This is a genomic window from Paenibacillus sp. FSL E2-0178 (assembly GCF_038593005.1).
GTDB lineage: Bacteria > Bacillota > Bacilli > Paenibacillales > Paenibacillaceae > Paenibacillus_AQ > Paenibacillus_AQ phytohabitans.
This window is the reverse complement of the sequence record NZ_CP151953.1, coordinates 2,691,987-2,718,304: the sequence shown is the minus strand read 5'-3', so window position 1 is coordinate 2,718,304 and position 26,318 is coordinate 2,691,987. Positions and strand designations below refer to the sequence as shown.

Here is a 26,318-nt window from a genome sequence, read left to right as displayed (position 1 = left end):
CGATGAAGCAGCTCGGCAGTCAGACCTGGGAATTTACCAACCGTCCGGTCATTCTTGGCTCTTCCGCAGTAGTAGGTCCGGAGGAGGGAGAGGGCCCGCTTGCTTCAAGCTTTGATTTTATCTACGATTCACTGGAAATGGGTGAGAAGACATGGGAGAAGGCAGAGCGAGCATTGTTCGAAAAAGCTTCCAAGCTCGCGCTCATGAACGCGAATCTGGAGCAGGAGAAGCTGGAGTTTTTTGTCGGCGGTGATCTGATGAACCAGATCATCAGCAGCTCCTTCGCCGCGCGGAAGCTCGGCGTGCCTTATCTTGGCGTCTTCGGCGCCTGCTCGACCTCCATGGAGAGTCTGGCTATCGCCTCCATGATTGTCGACTCCGGCGGCGGCAAGTATGCACTGGCCGGCACATCAAGCCATAACTGTACCGTGGAGAAACAATTCCGCTATCCTACAGAATATGGCTCCCAGAAGCCCCCAACGGCCCAATATACCGTTACCGGCTCAGGCTGTGCAGTGATTGGTGTTAATGATGGTACTGTAAAAGGCCCTTATGTGGTATCAGCGACGCTTGGGCGTATTATGGACCTTGGCCTGAAGGACCCGTTCAATATGGGAACCGCCATGGCACCGGCCGCTGCTGATACCATTACAGCACATTTCAGGGATACGGGATTGTCGCCCGGCCATTACGATCTTATCGTGACGGGGGACCTTGCTTCCGTTGGTCTGCCGATTGCCAAAGATCTGCTGGCCAAAGAGGGCATTCCCATGGAGCAGACAGTCTTTAACGACTGTGGTCTTATGATCTATGACCTGGACAAGCAGAAATATGTCATTGCCGGAGGAAGCGGCTGCGGCTGTTCTGCGGTAGTGACCTACGGGCACATTCTGAGCCGGTTGAAAAAGGGCGAATTGAAACGGGTGCTGATTGTGGCGACCGGAGCACTGCTATCACCGCTGTCTTATCAGCAAGGGGAGAGTATTCCGTGCGTAGCCCATGCGGTAGCCCTGGAGAGCGGAGGTGAAGGAGCATGATTTATTTGTGGGCTTTTCTGGTCGGGGGAGCCATTTGCGTTATCGGGCAACTGATGTTCGATGTGCTCAAGCTGACGCCCGCCCATACCATGAGTACGCTGGTCGTACTCGGTGCGGTGGCCGATGCGTTCGGAATTTATGATCCGCTGGTGAAGTTTGCCGGAGCGGGGGCGAGCGTCCCCATTACCAGCTTCGGGAATTCCCTGGTCCATGGCGCGCTGACAGAGCTGGAGCGCGACGGCTGGGTCGGGGTGGTCACCGGGATCTTCGACGTAACGAGTGCGGGGATATCCTCCGCGATTGTTTTCTCATTCCTGGCAGCACTTGTTGTCCGGCCGAAGGGCTAGGGTAACAAAACTTAGTGGAACTAAGTGAAATAAAACTAAGTGAAATAAAACTAAGTAAATTAGGAAGGCCGCCTTTGGCGGTCTTTTTACTTTGGGATTAGCCTATAAACCGGAGCAAATTCAAACTGATTTCAAAGATAGTAACTATAAATTTGCTGTAGGCGATTGCGGTGGGCGGTGGAGAGTGGGTGGAATAAGGCAGGGAGAGAGTCGCTTTGATATTCCGGGAAGTAGAGGTACCTTTGAGAGAAATTGAGGTAGGCTAAGTGTTGGTATGTGAGGTGGGAGTGCGTTTGGATGGGCTTGAGGTAGGCTAAGTGCAGGAATGTGAGGTTAGGTAGTGCGTCCGAAAGGTCTTGAGGTAGGCTAAGTGCAGGAATGTGAGGTAGGAGTGCGTTTGAAGGGGCTTGAGGGAGAGTGAGTGGGAAGGTGTTTGAATGGTCTTGAGGTAGGCTAAGTGCAGGAATGTGAGGTAGGAGTGCGTCCGAAAGGTCTTGAGGTAGGCTAAGTATGGAAATGTGAGGTTGTAAGTAATCTGAGCCGGCCGGCTAGCAGAGCAGAATCAGTGAAACTCCAGAAATCTTGCACAAATTACAACAATGCTGGGATGAATTCTGCCGAAATGCAGAAATCCTGCAGAAAATACAACAATCCAGAGCTCGAAGCTGCCAAGCCGCCGGAAATCTTGCAGAAAGTACAACAATACCGGATTTGCCCCCTTTAGACGCGAGAAATCCTGCAAAAAGTACAACATTATCTATTTAGCCTACCGAACACACCAGCTCCCGAACACCTTAGCACCAGCCCTACCCATCACATCAGCCCCCGTACGCACGAGCGCTATCGAACGAACCAGCCCTCCCGAACACCCAAGATATACCCAACACACCAGTTCCTCCGAATGCACCAGTTCCCTATACATACTAGCCCATCGTCTTCCCTACCGAACACACCAACTCTACCAACACACTAGCCCTCCCGAACACCTCAGCCCCGCCTGCTAATTCCGCCATGAAGTCAGTATTTCCTCGAACCCGGTAAAAGCGGGCAACCACAACTTAATGAAAGGTAGCTGTGACGCTCACTTTGCCAGTGGCTTCCCGGCGGAGTCTCCTCCGGGCTATTTGTCAGCAGCCGCCCTGCCGGCGGGACTGTCATTAATAGCAGACACTCAGCACGGGAAATGCCGCAGACGGAAGATGCTGTGTTTTGCTGCGCCCCATAAGTGTTTCTTTTTGACAAATCTCGTAAGCCGCTCTATAATTTCACGGCCCCTAACATGTACTTTCACTACTCGAATCATGTAAAATGTATATATTACTGCTTATTCTGACATAGGAGGTTTACCATATATGCCCGTACGTCAAGAATCTACGCAAATTATGAACGCTGTCCGCACTAATCTGGAATCCTGTATACTCGGTAAAAGCTTCGAAATCGAACTGCTGCTCACGGCACTCCTTGCCGGCGGACATGTCCTGATTGAGGATGTTCCGGGGACTGGCAAGACGCAGCTGATCCGGGCGCTATCCCGTTCCATGTCTGGTGAATACCGCCGGATTCAGTGCAATCCCGATATTCTTCCGAGTGATATTACCGGTGTATCCGTCTATCATCCGCGCGATGAGATGTTTCACTTCCGCCCGGGGCCGGTCATGACTAATATTCTGCTTGCCGATGAGATTAACCGGGCGACCACCAAGACTCAGTCCGCACTGCTTGAGGTCATGGAAGAGCGCAATGTGACGGTCGACGGGGAGACCTATCCTCTGCCGCATCCCTTCATGCTCTGCGCAACACAGAATCCGATAGACTTCGAAGGCACCTATACCCTTCCTGAGGCTCAGCTGGACCGCTTCATGTTGCGGATCAGCTTGGGTTATCCCGATGCCGAGACGGAGAAGAATCTGCTGATTACCCATCAGCAGGGCCAACCGGTGGACAAGCTGATTCCGGTCACCGGAATGGACACCATTGCCGCCATCCAGGAGGAGATCCGCGATATTTATATCAGCGATCCGGTCCTGAACTATCTGCTGGATGTAGTCCGGCAGACGCGGGAGCACCCGCTTGTACTCCTTGGGGCAAGCCCCCGGGCATCCCTGTCATTCATGATGGCATGCAAAGCTTATGCTTTCCTGCAAGGCCGCGATTATGTTCTGCCTGACGATGTGAAGACCCTTACTCCGTTTGCACTGGGACACCGCATTCTGCTGCGGCCGGAATCACGCCTTGATAATGTCAGCGTGGATTCCCTGCTGCAGAAGCTGCTGCAGAGCATTCATGTGCCTGTAACCATGAGGCAATAAGATGAGGAGCATCCTAGCGGGAGCGGCCGCTGTCATTCAGCCAAGGAAATTCATGGGCGTGCTTGCGATTTGGGTCATCACACTGCTCTATGTGCTGTTTCAGGGCGGCAAAACCTCGTTCATGCTGTTCATTATGGTATCGGTTCTGATCCTGTATCTAATCATTGGGGGACTGGGCGGCGTTCGGCGGGCCAAGGGTACCCGCAGCCTCTACTCGGAGCAGGACAAGCCTGATCTGCTCTACGCAGGCGGTTATCTGCGGGTGAAGCTGAATGTTAACATTCCGGGTTTTCTGCCTCTGCCGTATGTGGTGGTGCGGGAAATTCTGAAGCGCCATAACGGGGAGTCCTGGGTGTTCGAGGAAAGTCTGGTCCCCAGCCTGAGAGGGCGGGGAGAGCTGCTGTTCCAGACACCGGTGCTGGAGCGGGGCTGCTACACTTTCGAGAGCACGGATATCCTCAGTGAGGATATCTTCGGACTGATGGAGCACAAAGGCACATTCAAGGCCGAAGGACGGTTCCGCGTGCTGCCCCGGGCAGTCGTAGTGCCGCGCTGGCAGCTGTATGAGCGGAGAGCGCGCCTGTCCGGGCCTCAAGCCTCGCTGCTCCAGTCCCGGCGTGAGACCACGCAAATCAACGGTGTCCGTGATTATGTCTACGGAGACCGGCTGACACGGATTCACTGGAATGCTACCGCGAAGACAGGTGCCTGGAAGTCGAAGGAATTCGAGCATGAATCGGTCCCCCGGACCATTCTGGTGCTCGATGGCAGTGCAGGTGCATATTACAGCTCAGGACAGTTCGAGCTGGCGGTTTCGATTGCGGCGTCACTGCTCGGATTCGGCATACGCGAGCGAATCGGGATCGGCCTGTGCTGCCTGGATAAGGATACGAAGGTGTTCAGTCCGGCAGAAGGCAGTGCCGAGCGGCAGAAGATGATCCAGTATCTGATTGATATCAATGCGGAGGGCCGGGGGCCGCTGATTACGAGGCTGGACAAGGCTCAGCGGATGTTCCCCAAAGGCGCATATTTTGTGCTGATCAGCCCGCAGAGCGGCAAGCCGGTGCTGGATACCCTGCGCTGGGCAGACAGCCGGGGGCTGACCCCTTCGCATATTCATGTCCGCAATCCTGCCGCTAAGAACCGGGGAGAGGAGTGGGCGGAGGTTCTCAAATCACGCGGGATCACCAGCTATAATGTCAGCTCGCTTCATGAGCTCCCTGCGGTACTTGGAGGTGATCCTGTACGATGAAGCATTGGATGAACGGAGTCAAATCCTCATGGCATCACGCGTTGACGCTGCTCTGGCTGATGATTATCGCCTTACAGTGGATCTCATACACTGAGCCCTTCTGGCTGGAGGAGACCACAGCCGCTGTATTGCTGACTCTTGTTGCAGTAGCCTTAATTGAAATTATTATACCTGTTAAATGGATTTACCGCCTCATGCTTGAAGGTGTGGCGATAGTGTATCTCGTGTATCGTATTCTTCTGCATTACGGGGAATATGTTCCGAATCCCTGGCTGCCCACACTTCGTGAACGGCTGCCGGATATCATCACACATATGAATCCGTACATCTGGTTTGCGCTGGGTGCCTGGGCGCTGATGCTGCTGTCATCCTGGTGGGTGAATGGCAAGGCGCGGATTCTGATGTTCATCGGGATGAATATTACGGCGTTCGCCGCGCTGGACTCTTTTACAACATCTGTATTATGGCAGGAAGTAGCCTGGACCGTGTTTGCCGGAATGGGCTGGCTGGTCACCAGGCATTTAAGAAGCTTCCAATTGCATTATCCGCGGGGCTGGACCTATCTGCTTCAATATCCTTTCAAAGTAGCCCTTAATATAGCGATCATCTTCTCACTTGTCATTATTGCCGGAGTGAATATGCCGGATGTACGCCCTACACTAACTGACCCGTATACGGTTTGGCAGGAATGGAGCGGAAATACACCTTCCTCCGGAACTTCCGCCGGCGGCAGCGGTGAAAGCTCGAGCGGTGAAGGAACGGGAGGAGCAACCACCTCCGGCTACAGTCTGAATGATGATAATCTTGGCGGCGGCTTTAACTTTGATTATTCGCCCGTAATGACCGTCACCTCCGATTTGCGCACCTATATGCGCGGAGAGATCCGGAGTACGTATTCCGGAAAAGGCTGGAGTGACGATGATACATTCAGCCGGGGAACCTTCAGGACAGTCCAGGTAGGAGAGCCGCTGGAGCCTGTCGCGGCCCCTAAGACAGAGACCCGGACACTGACGCAGACGGTTAAGCTGCTGGGCGGCAACAACTATCCTGTGCTCTTCGGCGGCTACTCGATTGTAAAAGTGAATTCTGTGGATGGAGTAGCGGAGAGCAACGGGCTGTCATGGCGGGGTGAAGACAGTGAACTGCTGTGGAACGCGGCGGGCAGTGCACGCTCTTACCCGCAGACCTATGTGGTGACCTCGGAGGTGCCAGTGGTACCGTTTCAGGAGCTGAGTACACAGACTTATGAACAGCTGTACGGAGATCTTGTTCTTGACCCGTATCTCCAGCTGCCGGGTAACTTCCCGGAGCGGGTCCGTGCGCTCGCGGAGGAGATTACTGCCGGAGCACAGACGCCGTACGAGAAGGTCATGCTGCTGCAGCAATATCTGCAGCAAACCTTCCCGTACACGAATCAGCCGGATGTCTCACGCGCAAGAAGCAAGGATATGGTTGAGAGCTTCCTGTTTGAGATTATGGAAGGCTACTGCGATTATTATTCCACTGCACTCGTCACAATGGTGCGTTCCCTGGATATCCCGGCCCGCTGGGTCAAGGGCTATGCGCCCGGGGAACAGGCAGAAATCCCGGATAATCTGGCGCTTCAGCAAGGCGGTCTGGTGAATAATAACTATACGATCACAAACGCAGATGCCCACTCCTGGGCAGAGATTTATTTCGGTGACTATGGTTGGGTTCCGGTGGAAGCCACGCCCGGCTTCAATGTTCCGGTGCTGACCCAGACGGAGGAAGACAACGTAGCAGAACCAGAAGTGCAGGAGGAAGAGCAAGCGGAGCCTGAACAGGAAGCGGCAAATACGGCCGCCGGAAGTGAAGGATTCCATCCTGGTGTCTGGGTAGTAACAGGAGCGGCGGTTGTTCTTCTGCTCTGGAGCGGCTTCCTGCTCTGGCAGCGGCGCATGAGTCTGCGGTTCCTGATCACGCGTCTGCGCATCGGCCATCAGCTGACTCCGGTACAAAAAGTTGTGGCAGAAACGCAGCGCTGGGTAAGGTATGTCCGAAGTAAGGGTATGCTGAAGAAAGAGCATGAAACTTTGCGCGAATCTGTGGAACGCTGGAGCCTTGAACGGCCTGCGGCGGCGGTAAATCTGTCCACACTCCTGGGCATGTTCGAGCGGGCGAATTACAGCCCTGAGGTTATTGAAGACAAAGACTGGCACAGCGTGTATACTGAAGCTTTGCGGCTGCGAAAAAGCATGAAATCCGGCAAGTAATGCTCCAGTATCATAAAGTACCGCTAACAGGTGGATTTTGACAGTTGGATATAGCGCTGGATACAAGTTTTACGTATGAAAATGAGGTGAAAGTATTGTTTGAAAGGTTAGTTCCCAAACTCCGGGTAAATACGGTATTTGATATTGATCTGGAAGAGCTGTTCCGTCAAGGATACCGCGGGATTATTACGGATCTGGATAATACGCTGGTCGGCGCCAAGGCGCCTCTGGCTACGCCTGAGCTGCTGCTCTGGTTCACGAAGGTGAAGGAGCTTGGCTTCAAGCTGATCATTGTTTCAAATAACAATATGGACCGGGTGTCGCGCTTTGCAACGCCGCTAAATATTGAATTTGTACATCAGGCCCGTAAGCCGAGCAATGCCCCGTTTCTGAAGGCGATGAAGCTGATGGATCTGAAGCCGGAGCAGACGGTGGTGGTCGGCGACCAGATGCTTACAGATGTATACGGCGGCAACCGGCTCGGCCTGTACACGGTGCTCGTGCTTCCGATCTCCGTCAAGGATGAAGGCGTGGGCACAAGAATCAACCGCAGGGTGGAGCAGATTGCTCTGACACGTCTGCGCAAGCAAGGATTGTGGCAAGAGGAGGATAAATCTTAATGAATGTAGTGAACGACGACAAGAATCGGCCTGAGAAATGCAGCGGCTGCGGTATCAAGCTTCAGACTGTAAACAAGGAGCTTCCCGGGTATATTCCGGAGACCGCTTTTGAACGGGAACCCGTAATTTGCCAGCGCTGTTTCCGGATTAAGAATTACAACGAAGCTTCTTCCGTATCGGTGAACCAGGACGAATTCCTGAAGCTGCTCAGCGGAGTGGGCGAGAAGAACGCACTGGTAATCCACATTGTGGATATTTTTGATTTCGAAGGCAGTCTGATCTCCGGGCTGCAGCGGTTTGTCGGCAATAACCAGGTTATTCTGGCGGTCAACAAAAGCGACTTGCTCCCTAAGGTGACCAATTGGAATAGAATGCGCAACTGGATGCAGCAGCGCTGCAAGGAAGAGGGACTGCGCACGGCGGAGATTGTGCTTGTCAGCGCGAAGCGTAACCAGGGCTTCGACCGCCTGCTGGAGGCAGTAACCGAGCTGCGCGGACAGCGTGATGTCTATGTCGTCGGAGCGACCAATGTAGGCAAATCTACGCTGATCAACCGGCTGATCTCCGATTACAGCGACCTGGAAGAGGAGCTGACTACCTCTCGTTATCCGGGCACAACGCTGGATATGGTCAAGATTCCGCTGGATGACGGCCATTACATTATTGATACTCCGGGGATTGTCTATCCTTGGCGGTACAGTGAACTGGTTGAACGTAAGGATCTGGGCGCTGTAATGCCTGAGAATCCGCTCAAGCCTGCAGTGTATCAGCTGAATGAGGGCCAATCGCTGTTCTTCGGCGGACTGGGACGTTTCGACTTCGTTCAGGGCGAACGCCAATCCTTCACCTGCTATATCAGCAGTACGCTGAAGATTCACCGTACGAAGCTGGAACGCGCCGATTCGCTGTATCAGGACCACCGCGGCGAGCTTTTATCGCCTCCGGGAACGGCGGATATGGATAAGCTGCCGCAATGGCAGCGTCATGAATTCCGCATCGCCAGGAATAGTGAGACCGACCTGTTCATCTCCGGCCTGGGCTGGATCAAGGTGAATGGTACGGCAGGTGCGGTTGTGGCCATACATGTGCCGCGCGGCATTAAGGTGCTTACCCGTCCTTCACTGATCTAACTTAAGCCGATGCTGACAGAACCTGCAGGAGGGCGATACTATGGCTGAGACAGGCCTGAATGGTAAGGATGGACACCCGGAGCTTCTGCTGGGCGTAATGGGCGACCCGATTGCCCAGTCCAAATCTCCGCTGATGCACGGTGCGGCGCTGAAGGCGCTTGGACTCTCCGGCGCCTATGTGCCGCTGCATATTACTCCGGACAAGCTGGGGGATGCCGTGCAGGCGGTCAAGACCCTCGGCTTCCGCGGGGTGAATGTAACCATTCCGCACAAGGTTGCGGTGATGGACTATCTGGATAAGCTGGATGCCAGCGCGGTGGATGTCGGTGCGGTCAACACGATTGTTAACGACAACGGTGTGCTGACCGGCTTCAATACGGATGGAATCGGATATGTCCGTTCGCTCAAGGCGGAGGCTTCGCCCGAACTCGCAGACACCCGTATTCTGGTGATTGGAGCCGGCGGGGCAGCCAGAGGCATTGTCTCGGCACTGCTGCAGGAGCGTCCGGCGTCTATCCTCATCGCCAACCGTAATGAGGAGCGGGCCCATCAGCTGGCAGACGGCTTCCGGAACAGAGGGAACGTAGCCGGAGCCGGCATGGAAGCCGTTCCTTCCGTCACCGGCAGCATGGATATTGTGATCAATACGACCTCGGTAGGCATGTTCCCCCACATGGAAGAGATGCCGATAGATCCGGCTTGGCTTCATGAAGGAATGATCGTAAGCGATCTGATATACAATCCGCTGCACACCCGGCTGCTTACGGAGAGCCTGCAGCGGGGCTGCATCATTCACGGAGGGCTGGGAATGTTCGTCTACCAGGGTGCCTATGCGCTGGAGTACTGGACAGGACTCGCAGCACCCGTAGATATCATGCGGCAGACTATTGTGGATTGCCTCGGCGGGAGTGCCGGGGAAATGATTTCGTCCAAGTAAGGTAATAATATATGTTAATTAAGGAGTTTGTTCATTTATGTTAACTGGTAAACAAAAACGCTATCTCCGCTCTTTGGCCCATCATCTGGATGCTGTATTCCAGGTCGGCAAAGGCGGCGTCAACGATCATCTGATCCGTCACATTGAAGAAGCTATTGAGAAACGCGAGCTGATGAAGATCAGTGTGCTGAACAACAATGCCGATGATCCTAAGGAAATTGGTGCCGCGCTTGCCGAGCAGTCCGGTTCGGAGCTTGTTCAGGTAATCGGCAAGACGATCGTTCTGTACAAGGAATCACGTGATAACAAAACGATTGAGCTTCCCCGCTAAGGATTGATGGTGCAGCTCCCGCACCTGTGCGAGGGTTGCAGCCGGATGAAGTTCATCGGATAATAGGAGGAGGTAACCTCTTGAAAGTAGGAATAATGGGAGGAACCTTCGATCCTCTGCATATCGGCCATATGATGGCCGCGGAAACCGCGCGGGAGAGTTACGGTCTGCAGGAGGTCTGGTTTATGCCTTCGCATATTCCGCCTCATAAGCATGAGGCCGGAGCGAGCGGCGAGGACAGGCTGTCTATGGTGCAGGAAGCGGTTAAGGACCATCCTGCTTTTGGCATTCTCGACTGGGAAGTGGTCAGAGGCGGAGTGTCCTATACCCTGGAAACGGTGATCAGCCTGCAGGAGGAGTATCCGCAGCATGAGTTCTTTTTCATTGTCGGAGCGGATATGGTTCAGTATTTGCCCAAATGGCAGGGGATTGAGGAACTGGTGCAGAGGTTGACCTTCATCGGTGTCGGGCGTCCCGGGACTCCGCTTGATCTTGGGCTGCTGCCCGGGTTCATTGCGGAGCGGGTGTTGCTGGCGGATATGCCGCTCGTGGATCTCTCCTCCACGATGCTCAGAGCCCGGGCCGCCGAAGGGAAATCCATCCGCTACATGGTGCCGGACGCTGTGTTTGATTATGTTCAAAGGAGTGGATTGTATGGAGTACAGCCGCGAAGCGCTGATTGAAAAGGTCTCTGACCAGATGCCGGACAAACGCTGGAAGCATACACTCGGCGTAATGGAATCCTCTGTGAAGCTGGCGCAGCGCTATGGCGCTGATCCTGAACGGGCCGAGACAGCGGCAATTCTGCATGATGTCGCCAAGTACTGGCCTGTAGAGCGGATGCGGGAGATCATTGAACAGAACGGGTTATCCACCGAGCTTTTGAAATACGACAAGCAGCTATGGCATGCTGAGGTGGGCGCTTTTGCCGCTGAGCATGATTATGGAATTACGGATACTGAGGTACTGAATGCCATCCGCTACCACACCTCGGGACGGGAGAACATGAGCCTGCTGGAAAAAATCGTCTGTCTGGCCGATTATATTGAGCCTGGACGGGATTTCCCCGGTGTGGATGAGATACGCAGGCTGGCTAAGGTCAGCCTGGAGGAAGGGCTGGTAGCGGGACTGGATTCCACCATCAGCCTGCTGCTGGAGAAGCGCCGGATCGTGTTCCCGCTTACGGTGCTGGCGCGCAACGATTTAGTAAGAATACTGGAGGATAAAATATGAGTGTACAATCAAACAAACTTCTGGAGCTGGCGCTGAACGCCGTTCAGGACAAAAAAGCAATGAACGTGGTGGCACTGGATCTGCGCAGCGTGTCGCCGATCAGTGATTATTTCATTATCTGCCACGGTAATTCGGATACCCAGGTGCAAGCGATTGCTACTGAGGTTCGCAAGGTAGTTCATGAAGCCGGAGGAATGATCAAAGGCATCGAAGGTATGGACGCAGCCCGCTGGGTACTGATGGATCTTGGGGATGTTATCGTCCATGTCTTCCACCGCGATGAACGCGAATATTACAACATTGAGCGTCTGTGGTCTGATGCCAAGGTTGTGGAAACGGTATGAGTCTGATAGCTGGAACTACGGTTACGCTTGAAGTGATGCGGGAGGTATCCCCTTACGGGTACTTCCTGAGCGCCGGTGACCAGGATATCATGCTTCACTACACCGAGCTGGTCGGCAGCAAGCCGAAGATCGGTGACAAGGTTGAAGTGTTCATCTTCTTCGATACCGAGGACCGCCCTGCAGCTACAATGAAGAAGCCTTACCTGACGCTGGGTGAAATGGCGCTGCTTGAAGTGGCCGATATTCATCCGCGTCTGGGCTGCTTCCTGGAGATGGGGCTTGGACGCCAGCTGCTCCTGCCTATCGGCGAGCTTCCGGAGCTGGTGGAGCTGCGTCCGCAGATCGGTGATAAGGTATTCGCCATTATGGAGCATGACAAGCAGGGGCGTCTTCGGGCCAAGCTGGCCGGAGAGCAGGAGCTGGCGCCGCTGGCGCTGCCCGCACCTGAATCATGGCAGGGCCAGACTGTAACTGCGCGGGTATACAAACCTCTGCAGATGGGTACCTTTGTGCTTGTAGATGCTGGTGTACTCGGCTTCGGCATCATTGGTATGGTTCATTCCTCTGAGCGCAGCCGGCTCTTGCGTCTGGGTGAAGTGATTGAAGCACGGGTAGCGCATATCCGTGAGGATGGCCGCGTCAACCTCAGCATGGGCCACCGCAAGGAAGTGGGCCGTGATGTGGATTCAGCGGCACTGCTGGATTTCCTGGCTACCCGTCCGGGCGGCGGCATGCCGTATTCGGATGCAACGCCTTCGGATATTATCAAGCAGCGCTTCGGCATCAGCAAGTCAGCCTTCAAGCGTGCGCTGGGCAAGCTGATGAAGGAAGGGCTGGTTACCCAGAAAGAGAACTGGACCTATCTGGCCGGCAAGGAAGAGGCCGATTCGGAGCCTGAATCTGACAACCAATAGTATATAGAAAGCGGTGTACGCAGTGTCTTCCTATGGGAAATTTGCTTATGTATACGATGAGCTGATGGCGGATATGCCGTATCCGGATTGGCTGACCTTCGCAGAGACAGCATGGAGTAAATACGGCAAGCCGCGTACGGTAGCCGAACTCGGCTGCGGTACCGGCAGCCTGACCATTCCGCTGGCCGCGGCAGGTTATCATATGACGGGGATTGATCTCTCTTCGGACATGCTGGCTGTGGCGCAGCGCAAGCTGGAGCAGCAGCCGCAGGGGCGGCGTTTTTTGCGGGAAGGCAGTGTACGCTGGGTTAGACAGAATATGAAGGAATGGGAGATGCCGGAGCCTGTGGATTCGGTTATTTCCTTCTGCGATTGCCTCAATTACGTACTGGAGGAACAGGATGTCAAGGATGTATTTGCCTGTACCTATGCCGGTCTTAAGCCGGGCGGAACCTTCCTGTTCGATGTACATCATCCGAATACGCTGACGCGCTACGAGGAAGAGCAGCCCTTCGTGCAGGATGAGCCGAACGTATCCTACATCTGGACCTGTGAGCTCGATGTGCCGCGCCGTGAGATTGAGCATCACCTGTCTATCTTCGCCCGTGAAGAGGGCCGGCAGGATGTGTACCGGCGTTTTGAAGAGACGCATACCCAGCGCGCCTATGATCCGGACTGGATGAAGCAGGAGCTGCTGAAGGCCGGATTCAAGGACGTTAAGATCTATGCGGACTTCGAGTGGATCGAAGCGGATGATTCCGCCCAGCGGCTGTTCTATGTAGCTGTGAAATAAACTTTATGTACTGTGGTCCTTACCCGTAGGAGGGTGGGGGCCTTTTTGTTGTTTCCGTATATTGTGATAAAAGGAACCGGCCCGCAGCATCGTGCGGGCCGGCATCTTCCAATGTCCTTACCTGTGTTCGAACAAATCGATGGTGCCGAGTACAATATGCGCCAGACCAAATCCAAGAATGCCTGTTGCAGCCATCTTATATCTGCTGCCTAGAAAAGCTGCGCTGGAAGCAGTTACTACGGTTCCAAGAACGGCGGGTATTATACCTTCACGCATTCGAAACACTCCCTCACGGTAGTTTGAAAGACATTCGTTAGTGTGGGTTAAGGAGAGGACATTTATACAGGGAGTTCCTTACCCGGCCGGTCCGTATAAATAAAAGACCATCCTCAGCTCAGGAGGATAGTCTTTGCTGATTGCAAAGCCGGTCAGTCTATGGCCCCCGCCGTTGTCACAGGGCGGGAGGGATCGTCCACCTCATGCACATTATAGAGCACACGTGCCAGCAGATCCTGGCTGTAATTGCCGAAATGCTTGCCGTAAATGGTCAAGCCGCGTTTGTTGACCGGCTTGTCGGTGACGGCAATGCGGAAGGTCAGCTCGCTTTTGTAATCCAGCTTGATATCGTCAAGGGTGATGTCCGAGATGCGGCAGCCGTCAATGAAGCTTCCTTCATTGTTGATCCGGATCAGCTTCAGCATGCCGTACTGGTTAAGATGAGGCGGCCACCAGTCGGGATTGAAGGTACCGCGGGCATCTCCGAAGTCGCCGGGGCTGGTCCAGAAACCGATTTCGATTCCATTCACATAGAAGTACAGGTCTGAAGGATAGTTGTCGTTGAATCCGGGAGCCTCAGAGCCAATCTCCATGGAGAATTGAATCTCACGGAAGGTCTGGTTGGCTTTGAGATAGTTCGGAATCCGGTATTCCAGGAAACCTTCGGCCATCCAGATAATCTCGGAATCAATCCGCTGGGGATCGGCGAAATAACGCGGCTCGTCGAAGTCACCGATAATGCTGTCTTTGGTGGCCAGTCCGCAGGTAGGGACCGCCTGATAATTGCTGTAATGGCCAACCTGGATTTCGACCTCGTACAGATTGTCGACATCCTTGCTGCGCAGATCCACCATCAGCTTATCCTTATTCAGATAGCAGACCTTCTGGATACCATGCTTGCCTACCGAGGTGTTGATCTCGATCAGGCCGCTCTCCTCCAGCTTCTTGATATGCATCGTAATTGCACCATTGCTGAGTTTAAGCTTCTTGGCAATTTCATTCAGGTTCAGCGCCTGGTTGGTGGCCAGCAGCTCGAGAATCTGAATCCGGATCTCGGAGCTGAGCGCCTTGAAAATATCAATCCCGCTCATCAGATCTTTAATGTAAATCATATTTAGATACCTTCTTCCAGTGAGGTCGTTTAGAACAAACTATTTTATAAAATTATAAACCATTTGAGTTAAAAAGGAAAGATTTCTTCCTTTATTTGTAGTTTATAATTAAAAATCAGCTAAATATGATTTGAAATACACCTTTAATTTATATTTATTCAAATGAATTAAGCGGTTTTATTACAAAAAACGAGGTTATATTTCAGAAAACGCGCCATTTATTGATTTTTGTTTGTATATATATAAATAGATTTATACTTTTATGTTTACAGAGGTCTTTATATATGTTATTTTATACCTGTAAGCGAATACATTCAAATATTTTTTAATTGATTAACTAATATGTGAAATGGAAGGGTGATCACATTGTCGTCGGGTACACTAAGAGCAACGCTTATCGCCGATAAGTCATTTGTTATTGCCGAAGTAGATAAGCGGATCTACGGCTCATTCATAGAACATCTGGGACGGGCGGTCTACGGCGGAATCTACGAACCGGGGCATCCCACAGCAGGAACCCTCGGCTTCAGAGGCGACGTGAAATCACTGGTTAAGGAGCTTAATGTACCCATCATCCGTTATCCCGGGGGCAATTTTGTATCCGGATACAATTGGGAGGATGGTGTAGGTCCAATTGAGCAGCGCCCGAGACGCCTTGAACTGGCCTGGAGGACGGTCGAGCCTAATGAGGTTGGTACCAACGAATTCATGAACTGGGCTAAGGAAGTAGGTTCAGAGGTTATGATGGCAGTCAATCTCGGAACACGCGGAGTGGATGCGGCGCGTAATCTGCTGGAATATTGCAATCATCCCGGCGGAACATACTGGAGTGATCTGCGGCAGAGTCACGGGGTGGAGCAGCCTCATAAGATTAAGACCTGGTGTCTGGGTAATGAAATGGACGGACCCTGGCAGATCGGCCAGAAGACGGCTGTGGAATACGGACGGCTGGCTTATGAGACAGGTAAGGCGATGCGCCTGATAGACCCGGACATTGAGCTTGTCTCCTGCGGAAGCTCCAGCTCGGCAATGCCGACCTTCCCTGAATGGGAAGCGGTTACTCTGGAGCATACCTACGATGTAGCCGATTATGTTTCACTGCATCAATATTACGGTAACCGGGATAACGATTCGGCGAACTTCCTGGCACGCAGCATGGACCTGGAGCATTTCATCAAGACGGTCACAGCCACCTGTGACTATATCAAGGCGAAGAAACGCAGCAAGAAGACGATGTATCTCAGCTTCGATGAATGGAATGTATGGTACCACTCGAACGAATCGGATACGAAGATTGATCCCTGGACTATCGGCCCGCCGCAGCTTGAGGATCATTACAACTTCGAGGATGCCCTGCTGGTCGGCAGTATGCTGATTACGTTCCTGAGACATGCAGACCGGGTGAAGATGGCTTGTCTTGCCCAGCTTGTCAATGTAATTGCACCAATAATGACGGAAGCAGGCGGTGCTGCCTGGAAGCAGACGATTTTCTATCCCTATCTGCATGCTTCCAAATACGGCCGCGGGGTTTCCCTTCAGCCGATTGTGAATTCACCGAAATACGATGCACAGGATTACACCGATGTTCCTTATCTGGACAGCGCGATTGTACATAATGAGGAGCAGGATGAGCTGACTATTTTTGCGGTGAACCGTCATTTGGAGGAAAGCCTGCATCTGAAAGCCGATGTCCGGGGCTTCGAGGGATATACGCTGATTGAGCATATTGTCCTGAAACATGATGATCTGAAAGCGGTGAATACGCCGTCAGAACAGAAGGTACAGCCGGAACTGGCTGCCGGTACGGTATGCAAGGACGGTTACGTGGAGACGCTTCTGTCCAAGGCATCCTGGAATGTCATTCGTCTGGGCAAGAGGAACTGACACATGTACATGGAATCAGAACGATAACGAGTACATTGTTTGCAAAAACATTTTTGTAGATGATTTGCTAAATTTTATTTACTTAGGAGGAGAAAGTGTTGAACAAAAAGTGGGGTTTTTCAGCATTGGCACTTGTTCTATCATTATCTACAGTATTGGCGGGCTGCGGGAAGGACGATAAAAATACGATAACGTTCTGGACGCCGCTTACCGGGGATGACGGTGCCTACATGGATCAACTGGTTAAAGATTACAATGCAACCAATCCGGAAATGAAAGTGAAACATGTCATTACCGCAGATATGTATACAAAGATTTCGACAGTGCTTAACTCCGGCAAGGGCGTGCCTGATTTGTCGATTATTCACGCCGACCGTGTTCCTGGATATGTTAAGCAGGGGCAGCTTGAGCCGATGACAGCCGTAACCACAGCACAACCCGAAATTAAGCAGGAAAATTACCTGCCTCAGGCATGGTCAACAGGTACGATTGAGGGAACTCAATATACAGTTCCACTCGATATTCACAGTAATGTGATGTACTACAATAAAGATCTGCTCGCCAAATACGGTGCAGAATCGTTCCTTGATGACAACGTGGTAACTATTGATGAAATGCTCTCCCTACAGGGTAAATTGAATGAAGGCGATTATGTTGTCAATGATGCCTTGCTCGGCTGGGTCATTCTTGCACAGATTCAAAACCTCGGCGGGGACATTCAGGAGAACGGCAAACCTGCGGTAAATACGCCGGTTATGAAGCAAGCCTTTGAAGAGGTTAAGAAAATCAACGATGCCGGACTGATGACACCATTCGGTGAAGACGGCTACCTGATGTTCCAATCCGGCAACGTGTTATTCTCCACTGACGGTACCTGGAGCTCTACGGCACATGCCGGAGTGGAAGGCCTGAACTTTGGAGTAACTAACGTATACTCCCCTACACCTGACAAGTTCACGAACAGATCGTCTTCCCACTTGTTCGCTATGCTGAAGAATAAAGACAGATCCGAAGAGAAAGTAGCCGGAATCGGCAGTTTCCTTGAGTTCATCCGTGCGAATTCTATGGAATGGGCCAAAGCCGGACAAACCGTAGCAAGTAAACAAGTTATTGAGAACCCTGAATATCAAGACTATATCCAATCCTTCTTCACCTCCAGTGAAAAAGAAATTGAATCCCTCTATATCTACACTTATGAGTACTATCCATACATTGCAGAAGCCGTTGATACGTACTGCGGAGACATCGTCCGCGGCAACGTGGACATCGACGAAACCCTGCAAACCATGCAGAAATTCGTAGAGGACAAAATCGCCGAAGGAACAAGCGGCGCGGCGCAGTAAACGGAGCGGAATAGATTGTATGGAGCAATGTGCCGGTAATGGCACATTGCTTTATGCCAAAGGAGAAAAGATTGCCTATGAAAAAGAAATTAAATTTGGCGCCTGTTTTCTTTGTAGGTCCACATGTCATCTTGTTCGTTGTTTTTATTTTACTGCCTACAATCTACGGGATATATGCATCGTTTACCAAATGGAATCTGATGAATGAGCCTGTCTGGGTGGGTCTTGCCAATTACAAGACCATTCTTTTTGACAACAGCTCTACATTTCATACGCAGTTCAACAACGGTTTGAAGAACACCCTGATCTTCGTCGTGCTTAGTGTACCGCTGTTAATTGTGATTCCATTGCTGATTGCGGTTGCGCTTGAGCATAAGAAAGTGAAGGGGAAAAGCTTGATTCAGGCTATTCTGTATATCCCGGGTCTGATTTCCATCTCTGCGGGAGCCCTGATCTGGCTGCTGCTCTTCAACAAACAGCTCGGGATGGCCGGCAATGTGTTCGGTTCCAATGTCGCCTGGCCAACGCACCAGCCGTATGCCTGGATTCTGATTATTATCATCACGATCTGGGGCGGTGTCGGAGGTAACATGATTATTTACCGTGCTTCGATCAGCGGCGTATCCCAGGATTTATATGAATCGGCAGAAATGGACGGCGCGGGTCCGATCCGCAGATTTGCGAGCATCACCCTGCCTTCGATTCGTTTCCCGCTCATCTTTACCTTTGTTATGACTACTGCGGGTGCCTTCAACGTATTTGGCCAGCCGCTAATGATGACTGATGGCGGACCGCGACAGACTACACATGTGCTGATGATGTATATCCGTCAGCTCGCGTTCGGCAACGGGGAGTCCATTGCGGGAATGGCGTCAGCAATGGCAGTGCTGCTGGGATTGGTGATTTTGATTATTTCAGCCCTGCAATATTATGTGATGAACCGGAACGCAGCGTAGGTATTTCTAAAACATGGGATCTGGCAGTGGAAATTGAAAAGGCAGGTGTACCGTATGGCAAACCAAGTGGCTGGACAATTGGATAAAGGTCCGCTTGTAAGCGGACAGAACGGTTCAAAAAGAAAAGGTTCGGGCTTCAGCATTTCAAAATATATCTCGTATCTCTTTTTGATCATATTGTGTGTGATGTGGATCGTCCCTATAATCTTCGGAATTACAACCTCTTTCCGGTCGCAGACCGAAGTTGTGACCTCCGGGTTCCGGTTGTTTCCGAAAGAATGGATATTCGATAACTATGTAAAGATTTTGGAGAATACTTCTACGGCTCCAATCTTGCGTTGGCTAGTGAACTCATTGTTCATTGCGTCCATGCATACCCTATTGGTCGTTGTTGTTATTTCCATTACCGGTTACGGCTACTCTCGAATGAAATTTAAAGGAAGAGATACGCTGTTCTTTACCCTGCTCGGTATATCCTTTTTCCCGGGTGTTGTGAACCTGATTCCTTCCTATAAAATCATCGATGCCTTAGGCTGGGTGAACACCTCCTGGGCCATGATTATCCCCGGGCTTGCGGGCATGGGTAATCTCTTTTTGGTAAGGCAGTTTATGAACGGCATTCCGAAAGAGCTCGATGAATCGGCCCATGTGGACGGTGCGGGCCACTTCCGAATTTATTTCTCGATCATTGTGCCGCTGATTAAACCGATTCTGATCGTATGCGCGCTGTTCTCCTTTACAGGATCATGGAATGACTTCCTGTGGCCAGTTATCGTATTTACCGATGTAGACAAAATGCCGGTCACGGCCGGGCTGCTGCTGTTGCAGGATATCTACGGGAACTACCGTATGATCGGGCAATTGATGGGTTCGGCAATCTTAGCGATAATCCCGACGTTGGTGCTATTCCTGTTTGCCCAGAAATACTTTGTGCAATCGATTAATTTGAACTCTGGGATTAAGGGCTAAATACAAAAATATTCTCTAAGGAGAGAGAAACTATGACTGCAAAGCTGGTTATCAACGCAGATCTGCCTAAAAACGTCATCAACAAAAATATTTACGGGCATTTCGCCGAGCATTTGGGCAGATGTATCTATGAAGGCCTGTGGGTAGGCGAGGATTCGCCAATACCGAATACGGACGGTATCCGTAATGATGTCATTGCAGCGCTCAAAAAGCTGAACATTCCGGTGCTGCGCTGGCCGGGCGGCTGTTTTGCCGATGAATATCACTGGAAAGACGGAATCGGCCCCAAGGAAGGACGCAAGCGGATGGTCAACACCCATTGGGGCGGTGTAGTAGAAAACAACCATTTTGGCACCCATGAATTCTTCCGGTTGTGCGAGCTGCTGGAATGTGAGCCGTACATTTGCGGCAACGTAGGCAGCGGCACAGTCCAGGAGATGTCAGAATGGGTGGAGTATATGACCTTTGACGGCGAATCACCTATGGCGGCCTGGCGGCAGGAGAACGGCCGTGAACAACCATGGAAGCTTAAATATTTCGGTGTCGGCAACGAGAACTGGGGCTGCGGGGGAAATATGCGTCCTGAATACTACGCGGACCTGTACCGCCGTTATCAGACATATACCCGGAACTACGGGGATAACCGGCTCTACAAGATTGCCGGTGGAGCGAACGTGGATGATTACAACTGGACTGAAGTTCTGATGAGAGAAGCCGGCCGGTTCATGGACGGGCTAAGCCTTCATTCCTACACCATCCCCGGCAGCTGGGAAGAGAAACGCCAGTCGCTCGGTTTCGATGAAGCCGAATGGTTCGAAACGATGCAGAAATCACTTCATATGAACGAGCTCATTACCCGGCATTCAGCCATTATGGATAAGTATGATCCACAGAAGCGGGTAGGATTGATTATAGATGAATGGGGTACATGGTTCCTGAACGAGCCCGGAACCAATCCGGGATTCCTGTATCAGCAGAACACACTCAGAGATGCGCTCGTGGCAGGCATTCATCTGAATATTTTCCACAATCACAGCGACCGGGTGCAAATGACCAATATTGCTCAAATGGTCAATGTGCTGCAGGCACTGATCCTGACCGAAGGCGACCAAATGTTGCTTACACCTACATATCACGTGTTTGATATGTATAAGGTGCATCAGGATAATGAGCTGCTGGAGGTCTCTTTACAGAGTCCGGATTACAACTTCGGCGGGGTCACAATTCCGCAGCTGAGCGTCTCTGCATCCCGTGATGGAGAAGGCAAGGTCTATGTCTCCCTGTGTAACATCAGCCATGAAGCGTCAGCCAGTCTAAGCCTCGACATTTGCGGTATCACACTAAGCAGTGTAAGCGGACAGATTCTGACACATGGCGAGCTCGGTGCGCACAATACATTTAACAATCCGGATACTGTAGCGCCGGCTGCCTTCGAAGGCGTGTCTTTAAACGATGGAACTTTGGACTGCGAGCTTCCGCCGGCCTCAGTAGTCGTTATTACACTGGAATAAGACTCTATGCCCGAGATTCCGCACATGAACCGCAGGGAAGGCTGCAAGAGCTGCTATAGAAACTTCGTCAGCCCGGAAAAGTGGAACGGCTGATTGAAATTGCCACCCGGGTAAGACCGCTTGCAACGGAGGAACAATACAAGACACACGGGCTTCAGGATTCGCTGTGCCCTTATCCACCGCTTCGTAGTGGAACTGAGGCCCGCGGACTGATGACGGCAAATCCTCCTCCTTCCCCGGTACATTCGGTATGCTCAGGTCTGAGTTACACAGCCGTTTAATACTTCTGAACAGACCAAAGGAGAAACCATGATGAGTACAAATAGAGAGTACAGCAATCCGCTTGTGGAGCAGAGGGCGGACCCTTGGGTGTACAAACATACAGACGGCTATTACTATTTCACGGCTTCCGTGCCGGAGTATGACCGGATTGAAGTGCGCAGAGCTGCAACAATTGAAGGGCTGAGAGAAGCGGTACCAGTCGTAGCCTGGCGCAAATATGAGAGTGGTCCGCTCAGTGCCAATATCTGGGCTCCCGAAATCCATTACATTGACGGCAAATGGTATATTTATTTCGCTGCCGCCCGGACCACCGAAACGAAGGAAGGGCTGTTCGACCACCGCATGTTCGTGCTGGAGAATGCTTCGGCGAACCCGCTGGAAGGGGAATGGGTAGAGAAAGGCCAGATGAAGACGGCCTGGGAATCCTTCGCCCTGGATGCCACTTCGTTCGAGCACAAGGGAGTGCAGTACTATGTATGGGCGCAAAAAGACCCCGATATCGAGGGGAATTCCAACCTGTATATCTCGGCCATGGCGAACGGCTGGACGTTAACAGGTCCGCAGACGATGATCGCCACGCCGGAGTATCCGTGGGAGATTATTGGCTTCCGGGTGAATGAAGGCGCAGCTGTTCTGAAGCGTAACGGCAAGATCTTCATGAGCTTCTCGGCCAGCTCCACAGACTATAATTACTGCATGGGACTGCTTACCGTAGACGAGGACAGCGATCTGCTGGACGCGGCCTCCTGGACCAAACATCCTGAGCCGGTCTTCAAGACCAGTGAGGAGAACGGGCAATACGGCCCGGGGCACAACAGCTTCACGGTCGATGAGAACGGTGAGGATGTGCTGATCTACCATGCCCGCAATTATAAGGAGATTACCGGAGACCCGCTGTACGATCCGAACCGCCATACCCGGGCCCAGCGCCTGCACTGGAATGAAGACGGCACACCGGATTTCGGTATCCCGGTGAAGGACGGCGGGAAATAAAGGGCAGGTTCTTATAAAGCCGCTGCCGTAATGGCAAAGGAATGGCCTGCTAATCTGCTAATATGCAAAGAGTCCCGCAACCCTTAGAGGGGAGCGGGACTCTTTGTGCTGTGCAGGAAATCTCGATGAAACCCGCTGTTGATCTCGATCAGGCCGCTCGCCTCCATTCTTCCAGGGAGGTCGTTTAGAAAAAAACAATTTTATATAATTATAAACTAATTTAGCTTAAAAGGAGGAAAACATCCCTTTAATTGGATGTTGTAATTGAAATTAAGCTAAATATGAGTTATATATCAATTTTTTTATGTTTTATCAAATTAATAAAGATGTTTTGTTACAAAAAATGAGTAAATTTTAAGAGGATATACCTTTTGTCGGTTTTACTTTGAATATGTATGAATAAGTTTATATCTTTATGTTTACAGAGATGTTTATATATGTTATTTTATACTTGTAAGCGAATACATTTGAATGTTTTCTAATTATTTCACAATTATATGAAACGGTTGGTGATGATATGACTTCTGGTGCATTAAGGGCAACGCTGATTGTAGACAAATCCTTTGTAATCGCTGAAGTGGATAAGCGGATCTACGGCTCATTCATAGAACATCTGGGGCGGGCGGTCTACGGCGGAATATACGAGCCCGGACATCCCACTTCAGGCGCTTCCGGCTTCAGAGACGATGTGAAATCACTGGTGAAGGAACTGGATGTGCCAATTATCCGATATCCCGGAGGGAATTTTGTATCCGGTTACAATTGGGAGGATGGTGTAGGTCCGGTTGAACAGCGTCCCAGACGTCTTGAACTGGCCTGGAGGACGGTCGAGCCTAATGAGGTAGGTACCAATGAATTCATGAACTGGGCCAGAGAAGCGGGTTCAGAGGTCATGATGGCAGTCAATCTCGGAACACGCGGAGTAGATGCAGCGCGTAATCTGCTGGAATATTGCAATCATCCCGGAGGAACGTACTGGAGTGATCTGCGGAGAAGCCACGGGGCACTGCAGGCCCATAAGATCAAGACCTGGTGTCTGGGCAATGAAATGGATGGACCCTGGCAGATCGGCCAGAAGACGGCTGTGGAATATGGACGGCTGGCTTATGAGACAGGTAAGGCCATGCGCCTGGTAGATCCGGACATTGAGCTTGTCTCCTGCGGAAGCTCCAGCTCGGCGATGCCGACCTTCCCTGAATGGGAAGCGGTTACTCTGGAGCATACCTACGATGTAGCCGATTATGTGTCACTGCATCAATATTACGGTAACCGGGATAATGATTCGGCGAACTTCCTGGCACGCAGCATGGACCTGGAGCATTTCATCAAGACGGTCACAGCCACCTGTGACTATATCAAGGCCAAGAAACGCAGCAAGAAGACGATGTATCTCAGCTTCGATGAATGGAATGTCTGGTACCACTCGAACGAATCGGATACGAAGATTGATCCATGGACCATCGGTCCGCCGCAGCTTGAGGATCATTACAACTTCGAGGATGCGCTGCTGGTCGGCAGCATGCTCATAACCTTCCTGAGACATGCGGACCGGGTGAAGATGGCTTGTCTGGCCCAGCTGGTCAACGTTATCGCACCGATCATGACAGAAGCAGGCGGTGCTGCCTGGAAGCAGACGATTTTCTATCCCTATCTGCATGCTTCCAAATACGGCCGCGGGGTTTCGCTTCAGCCGATTGTCAATTCTCCGAAATACGATGCACAGGATTACACCGATGTTCCTTATCTCGACAGCGCGATTGTACATAATGAGGAGCAGGGGGAGCTGACTATTTTTGCGGTGAACCGTCATTTGGAGGAAGGCCTGCATTTGAAAGCCGATATCCGGGGCTTCGAGGGGTATACCCTGCTTGAGCATATCGTTCTGAAGCATGATGACCTGAAAGCTGTGAATACGCCCGCAGAACAGAAGGTACAGCCGGTGCAGGCTGCCGGTACCGTATGCAAGGATGGATACGTAGACACACTTCTCTCCAAAGCTTCGTGGAACGTAATCCGGCTGAAGAAAAGTGCAGGCTTGTGAGCCGGACTGTAAAAGCAGTTCTTATATAACTGATATTTGTACACAAATAAGGGAGGTTTAAGGATGAAGAAGAAGGGGTTTCTCGCATTAATGGTAGTGGCTATGGTAGTATTCCTGGCGGGCTGTGGAGGATCATCGAAGGAAGAGGGCGGTGAAAGTTCGGTACTTAATGCCGGGGCCGGCGAGAGTGCGACTGAGCTCTCCTACTGGACATTCGTTGAATTACACGGCCAGCATTTTGAGAAAATGCTAGAGAAATGGAATGCGGCCAATCCTGATCGTCAGATCAAGCTGAATGTTACAGTAATGCCTTATGACGATATGCACAACAAGTTATCGATTGCCGTGCAGACAGGCGTAGGCGCACCGGATATTGCCGATATTGAATTGGGTAAATTTCCTGACTTCCTGGCCGGAACACCACAGCTGGAACCGCTTAATGATGTAGCTGAGCCTTTCAAGGGTACAGTTGTGCAATCCCAGCTGGATTTGTACAGCAAAGAAGGAAATATCTACGGCCTGTCTACTCACGTAGGGGCAACCGTTGCCTTTTATAACACAGAAATTCTCGAACAGGCAGGAGTCGACTATAAGACGATCGTAACCTGGGATGACTTCAAGAAAGCCGGCATGCAAGTGTACGAAAAAACCGGCAAATACATGGGTACCGCTGACACAAGCGCTATCTGGCAAGAGTCGCTCCTTCTGGCACAGCAAGGCGCTGACCTCACCGATGAAGCAGGCAATCCAAAGGTGAATTCACCGGAGCTGGTGAAAGCCCTTACTATGCTCAAGGATCTGCAGGACAACAATGTAATCTCCACCATCGCCGGAGGGCAGCCGGATACAGAAGAAGCTTATGGTGAATACAACTCCGGTAACTATGCAGCAGCCTTCATGCCGCTATGGCAAATGTCGAGATACACCAACTACATGGCGGACTTGCAGGGCAAGATTGCCATTGCTCCGCTTCCGGTGTTTGAGAAAGGAATGCCAAGATCGTATGGCGGCGGCGGAACCGGTACTGTCGTAACCAAAACAGCCAAAGATGTGCAGCTGGCTAAAGACTTCATTGCTTATGCGAAGCTTTCCCTGGATGCCAATATCGAAATCTGGAACACTCTCGGCTTTGACCCGATCAACATGAGCGTATGGGATATGAAAGATGTGACTCATAATCCTGAGAATCAGTTCGTGAAGTATTTTGTCAACAACCCGTTTGATGTATTGAATGAAATTAAAGACGAAATCCAGCTGATCAAATCCACATCGGCTTCACCGACAATCAATAATGTTCTTTGCACAGTTACCCTAAATGAAATCTTCGAGGACGGCAAGGATGTACAGAAGGCGCTCGATGACGCACAGGCACAAATTGAACAAGAGTTGAAATAACCGATAGTTAAACTGGGAGAGCTACTCTGCGGGCAGAGTAGCTCTATTTTAAAGCACTATCTAAGTTTCACCATG

Annotated in this window: 24 protein-coding genes; 22 read left to right on the top strand and 2 right to left on the bottom strand. The window is 51.5% G+C overall.

Annotated elements, in window-relative coordinates; translation table 11 throughout:
- Positions 1 to 2 precede the first annotated feature (2 nt).
- The 14 genes from spoVAD (at position 3) to MHI42_RS11855 (ending at position 13,481) form a co-directional block, all read left to right on the top strand.
- Complete coding sequence (gene spoVAD / locus MHI42_RS11920; protein ID WP_342423896.1) at positions 3 to 1,037, top strand: stage V sporulation protein AD; 1,035 nt, start codon at positions 3 to 5, stop codon at positions 1,035 to 1,037.
- Positions 1,034 to 1,384, top strand: coding sequence for a stage V sporulation protein AE (gene spoVAE, locus MHI42_RS11915; RefSeq protein WP_042134802.1), 351 nt, complete (start codon positions 1,034 to 1,036; stop codon positions 1,382 to 1,384). Before spoVAD ends, spoVAE begins: the two co-directional genes overlap by 4 nt.
- A 1,352-nt stretch (positions 1,385 to 2,736) precedes the next feature.
- On the top strand, positions 2,737 to 3,693 hold the full coding sequence (locus MHI42_RS11910) for a MoxR family ATPase (protein WP_171717043.1): 957 nt from the start codon (positions 2,737 to 2,739) through the stop codon (positions 3,691 to 3,693).
- 1 nt (position 3,694) lies between these two features.
- Complete coding sequence (locus tag MHI42_RS11905) at positions 3,695 to 4,945, top strand: DUF58 domain-containing protein (protein ID WP_342423895.1); 1,251 nt, start codon at positions 3,695 to 3,697, stop codon at positions 4,943 to 4,945.
- A complete protein-coding gene (locus MHI42_RS11900) occupies positions 4,942 to 7,179 on the top strand; it encodes a transglutaminase-like domain-containing protein (RefSeq protein ID WP_342423894.1) in 2,238 nt (745 codons plus the stop codon). Before MHI42_RS11905 ends, MHI42_RS11900 begins: the two co-directional genes overlap by 4 nt.
- Before the next feature lie 95 nt (positions 7,180 to 7,274).
- Positions 7,275 to 7,799, top strand: coding sequence for a YqeG family HAD IIIA-type phosphatase (locus MHI42_RS11895; RefSeq protein WP_042140875.1), 525 nt, complete (start codon positions 7,275 to 7,277; stop codon positions 7,797 to 7,799).
- Entirely contained in the window at positions 7,799 to 8,929 is a 1,131-nt protein-coding gene (yqeH, locus tag MHI42_RS11890; protein WP_342423893.1) for a ribosome biogenesis GTPase YqeH, read from the top strand. Before MHI42_RS11895 ends, yqeH begins: the two co-directional genes overlap by 1 nt.
- A 40-nt stretch (positions 8,930 to 8,969) precedes the next feature.
- Positions 8,970 to 9,866, top strand: coding sequence for a shikimate dehydrogenase (gene aroE / locus MHI42_RS11885; RefSeq protein ID WP_342423892.1), 897 nt, complete (start codon positions 8,970 to 8,972; stop codon positions 9,864 to 9,866).
- A 37-nt stretch (positions 9,867 to 9,903) separates the two neighbouring features.
- Complete coding sequence (yhbY, locus tag MHI42_RS11880) at positions 9,904 to 10,197, top strand: ribosome assembly RNA-binding protein YhbY (protein ID WP_036697934.1); 294 nt, start codon at positions 9,904 to 9,906, stop codon at positions 10,195 to 10,197.
- 80 nt (positions 10,198 to 10,277) lie between these two features.
- Positions 10,278 to 10,880: a nicotinate-nucleotide adenylyltransferase gene (locus MHI42_RS11875; protein ID WP_342423891.1), complete on the top strand. Its 603-nt coding sequence runs from the start codon at positions 10,278 to 10,280 to the stop codon at positions 10,878 to 10,880.
- The gene (gene yqeK, locus MHI42_RS11870) at positions 10,852 to 11,430 is read left to right on the top strand and encodes a bis(5'-nucleosyl)-tetraphosphatase (symmetrical) YqeK (RefSeq protein ID WP_342423890.1); all 579 of its coding nucleotides are present in this window, start codon (positions 10,852 to 10,854) and stop codon (positions 11,428 to 11,430) included. Before MHI42_RS11875 ends, yqeK begins: the two co-directional genes overlap by 29 nt.
- Complete coding sequence (rsfS, locus tag MHI42_RS11865) at positions 11,427 to 11,774, top strand: ribosome silencing factor (RefSeq protein ID WP_039308297.1); 348 nt, start codon at positions 11,427 to 11,429, stop codon at positions 11,772 to 11,774. Before yqeK ends, rsfS begins: the two co-directional genes overlap by 4 nt.
- Positions 11,771 to 12,688: a S1-like domain-containing RNA-binding protein gene (locus tag MHI42_RS11860; protein ID WP_342423889.1), complete on the top strand. Its 918-nt coding sequence runs from the start codon at positions 11,771 to 11,773 to the stop codon at positions 12,686 to 12,688. Before rsfS ends, MHI42_RS11860 begins: the two co-directional genes overlap by 4 nt.
- A gap of 22 nt (positions 12,689 to 12,710) precedes the next feature.
- Positions 12,711 to 13,481 carry a class I SAM-dependent methyltransferase gene (locus tag MHI42_RS11855; RefSeq protein ID WP_042134823.1) on the top strand — a complete coding sequence of 257 codons (771 nt, stop codon included), beginning with the start codon at positions 12,711 to 12,713 and terminating at the stop codon, positions 13,479 to 13,481.
- Between the two features lie 117 nt (positions 13,482 to 13,598).
- On the opposite strand, the gene MHI42_RS11850 is transcribed toward MHI42_RS11855, so the two are convergent.
- On the bottom strand, positions 13,599 to 13,757 hold the full coding sequence (locus tag MHI42_RS11850; protein WP_042211365.1) for a hypothetical protein: 159 nt from the start codon (positions 13,755 to 13,757) through the stop codon (positions 13,599 to 13,601).
- A 152-nt stretch (positions 13,758 to 13,909) separates the two neighbouring features.
- Positions 13,910 to 14,869 carry a winged helix-turn-helix transcriptional regulator gene (locus MHI42_RS11845; RefSeq protein WP_042134824.1) on the bottom strand — a complete coding sequence of 320 codons (960 nt, stop codon included), beginning with the start codon at positions 14,867 to 14,869 and terminating at the stop codon, positions 13,910 to 13,912.
- 366 nt (positions 14,870 to 15,235) lie between these two features.
- Here MHI42_RS11845 and MHI42_RS11840 point away from each other — a divergent pair, with 366 nt between their 5' ends.
- From MHI42_RS11840 to MHI42_RS11805, 8 genes are all read left to right on the top strand, one after another.
- Positions 15,236 to 16,753, top strand: a complete 1,518-nt coding sequence (locus MHI42_RS11840) for an alpha-N-arabinofuranosidase (protein ID WP_342423888.1) — start codon at positions 15,236 to 15,238, stop codon at positions 16,751 to 16,753.
- A 95-nt stretch (positions 16,754 to 16,848) separates the two neighbouring features.
- Positions 16,849 to 18,096: an extracellular solute-binding protein gene (locus tag MHI42_RS11835; RefSeq protein ID WP_340947409.1), complete on the top strand. Its 1,248-nt coding sequence runs from the start codon at positions 16,849 to 16,851 to the stop codon at positions 18,094 to 18,096.
- A gap of 77 nt (positions 18,097 to 18,173) precedes the next feature.
- The gene (locus tag MHI42_RS11830; RefSeq protein ID WP_342423887.1) at positions 18,174 to 19,052 is read left to right on the top strand and encodes a sugar ABC transporter permease; all 879 of its coding nucleotides are present in this window, start codon (positions 18,174 to 18,176) and stop codon (positions 19,050 to 19,052) included.
- 54 nt (positions 19,053 to 19,106) lie between these two features.
- Positions 19,107 to 20,021, top strand: a complete 915-nt coding sequence (locus tag MHI42_RS11825) for a carbohydrate ABC transporter permease (RefSeq protein WP_340947408.1) — start codon at positions 19,107 to 19,109, stop codon at positions 20,019 to 20,021.
- A gap of 32 nt (positions 20,022 to 20,053) precedes the next feature.
- Positions 20,054 to 21,532, top strand: a complete 1,479-nt coding sequence (locus MHI42_RS11820; RefSeq protein ID WP_340947407.1) for an alpha-N-arabinofuranosidase — start codon at positions 20,054 to 20,056, stop codon at positions 21,530 to 21,532.
- A gap of 312 nt (positions 21,533 to 21,844) precedes the next feature.
- Entirely contained in the window at positions 21,845 to 22,807 is a 963-nt protein-coding gene (locus tag MHI42_RS11815) for a family 43 glycosylhydrolase (protein ID WP_342424726.1), read from the top strand.
- Between the two features lie 517 nt (positions 22,808 to 23,324).
- Entirely contained in the window at positions 23,325 to 24,848 is a 1,524-nt protein-coding gene (locus MHI42_RS11810; protein ID WP_342423886.1) for an alpha-N-arabinofuranosidase, read from the top strand.
- A 63-nt stretch (positions 24,849 to 24,911) separates the two neighbouring features.
- Complete coding sequence (locus MHI42_RS11805; protein WP_171718763.1) at positions 24,912 to 26,243, top strand: extracellular solute-binding protein; 1,332 nt, start codon at positions 24,912 to 24,914, stop codon at positions 26,241 to 26,243.
- Positions 26,244 to 26,318: the final 75 nt, after the last annotated feature.

Coding starts and splice junctions, on each gene's coding strand:
- spoVAD (WP_342423896.1), top strand. CDS start 3: ATGAAGCAGCTCGGCAGTCAGACCTGGGAATTTACCAACCGTCCGGTC.
- spoVAE (WP_042134802.1), top strand. CDS start 1,034: ATGATTTATTTGTGGGCTTTTCTGGTCGGGGGAGCCATTTGCGTTATC.
- MHI42_RS11910 (WP_171717043.1), top strand. CDS start 2,737: ATGCCCGTACGTCAAGAATCTACGCAAATTATGAACGCTGTCCGCACT.
- MHI42_RS11905 (WP_342423895.1), top strand. CDS start 3,695: ATGAGGAGCATCCTAGCGGGAGCGGCCGCTGTCATTCAGCCAAGGAAA.
- MHI42_RS11900 (WP_342423894.1), top strand. CDS start 4,942: ATGAAGCATTGGATGAACGGAGTCAAATCCTCATGGCATCACGCGTTG.
- yqeH (WP_342423893.1), top strand. CDS start 7,799: ATGAATGTAGTGAACGACGACAAGAATCGGCCTGAGAAATGCAGCGGC.
- aroE (WP_342423892.1), top strand. CDS start 8,970: ATGGCTGAGACAGGCCTGAATGGTAAGGATGGACACCCGGAGCTTCTG.
- yhbY (WP_036697934.1), top strand. CDS start 9,904: ATGTTAACTGGTAAACAAAAACGCTATCTCCGCTCTTTGGCCCATCAT.
- yqeK (WP_342423890.1), top strand. CDS start 10,852: ATGGAGTACAGCCGCGAAGCGCTGATTGAAAAGGTCTCTGACCAGATG.
- rsfS (WP_039308297.1), top strand. CDS start 11,427: ATGAGTGTACAATCAAACAAACTTCTGGAGCTGGCGCTGAACGCCGTT.
- MHI42_RS11860 (WP_342423889.1), top strand. CDS start 11,771: ATGAGTCTGATAGCTGGAACTACGGTTACGCTTGAAGTGATGCGGGAG.
- MHI42_RS11850 (WP_042211365.1), bottom strand. CDS start 13,757: ATGCGTGAAGGTATAATACCCGCCGTTCTTGGAACCGTAGTAACTGCT.
- MHI42_RS11845 (WP_042134824.1), bottom strand. CDS start 14,869: ATGATTTACATTAAAGATCTGATGAGCGGGATTGATATTTTCAAGGCG.
- MHI42_RS11830 (WP_342423887.1), top strand. CDS start 18,174: ATGAAAAAGAAATTAAATTTGGCGCCTGTTTTCTTTGTAGGTCCACAT.
- MHI42_RS11825 (WP_340947408.1), top strand. CDS start 19,107: ATGGCAAACCAAGTGGCTGGACAATTGGATAAAGGTCCGCTTGTAAGC.
- MHI42_RS11820 (WP_340947407.1), top strand. CDS start 20,054: ATGACTGCAAAGCTGGTTATCAACGCAGATCTGCCTAAAAACGTCATC.
- MHI42_RS11815 (WP_342424726.1), top strand. CDS start 21,845: ATGAGTACAAATAGAGAGTACAGCAATCCGCTTGTGGAGCAGAGGGCG.
- MHI42_RS11810 (WP_342423886.1), top strand. CDS start 23,325: ATGACTTCTGGTGCATTAAGGGCAACGCTGATTGTAGACAAATCCTTT.
- MHI42_RS11805 (WP_171718763.1), top strand. CDS start 24,912: ATGAAGAAGAAGGGGTTTCTCGCATTAATGGTAGTGGCTATGGTAGTA.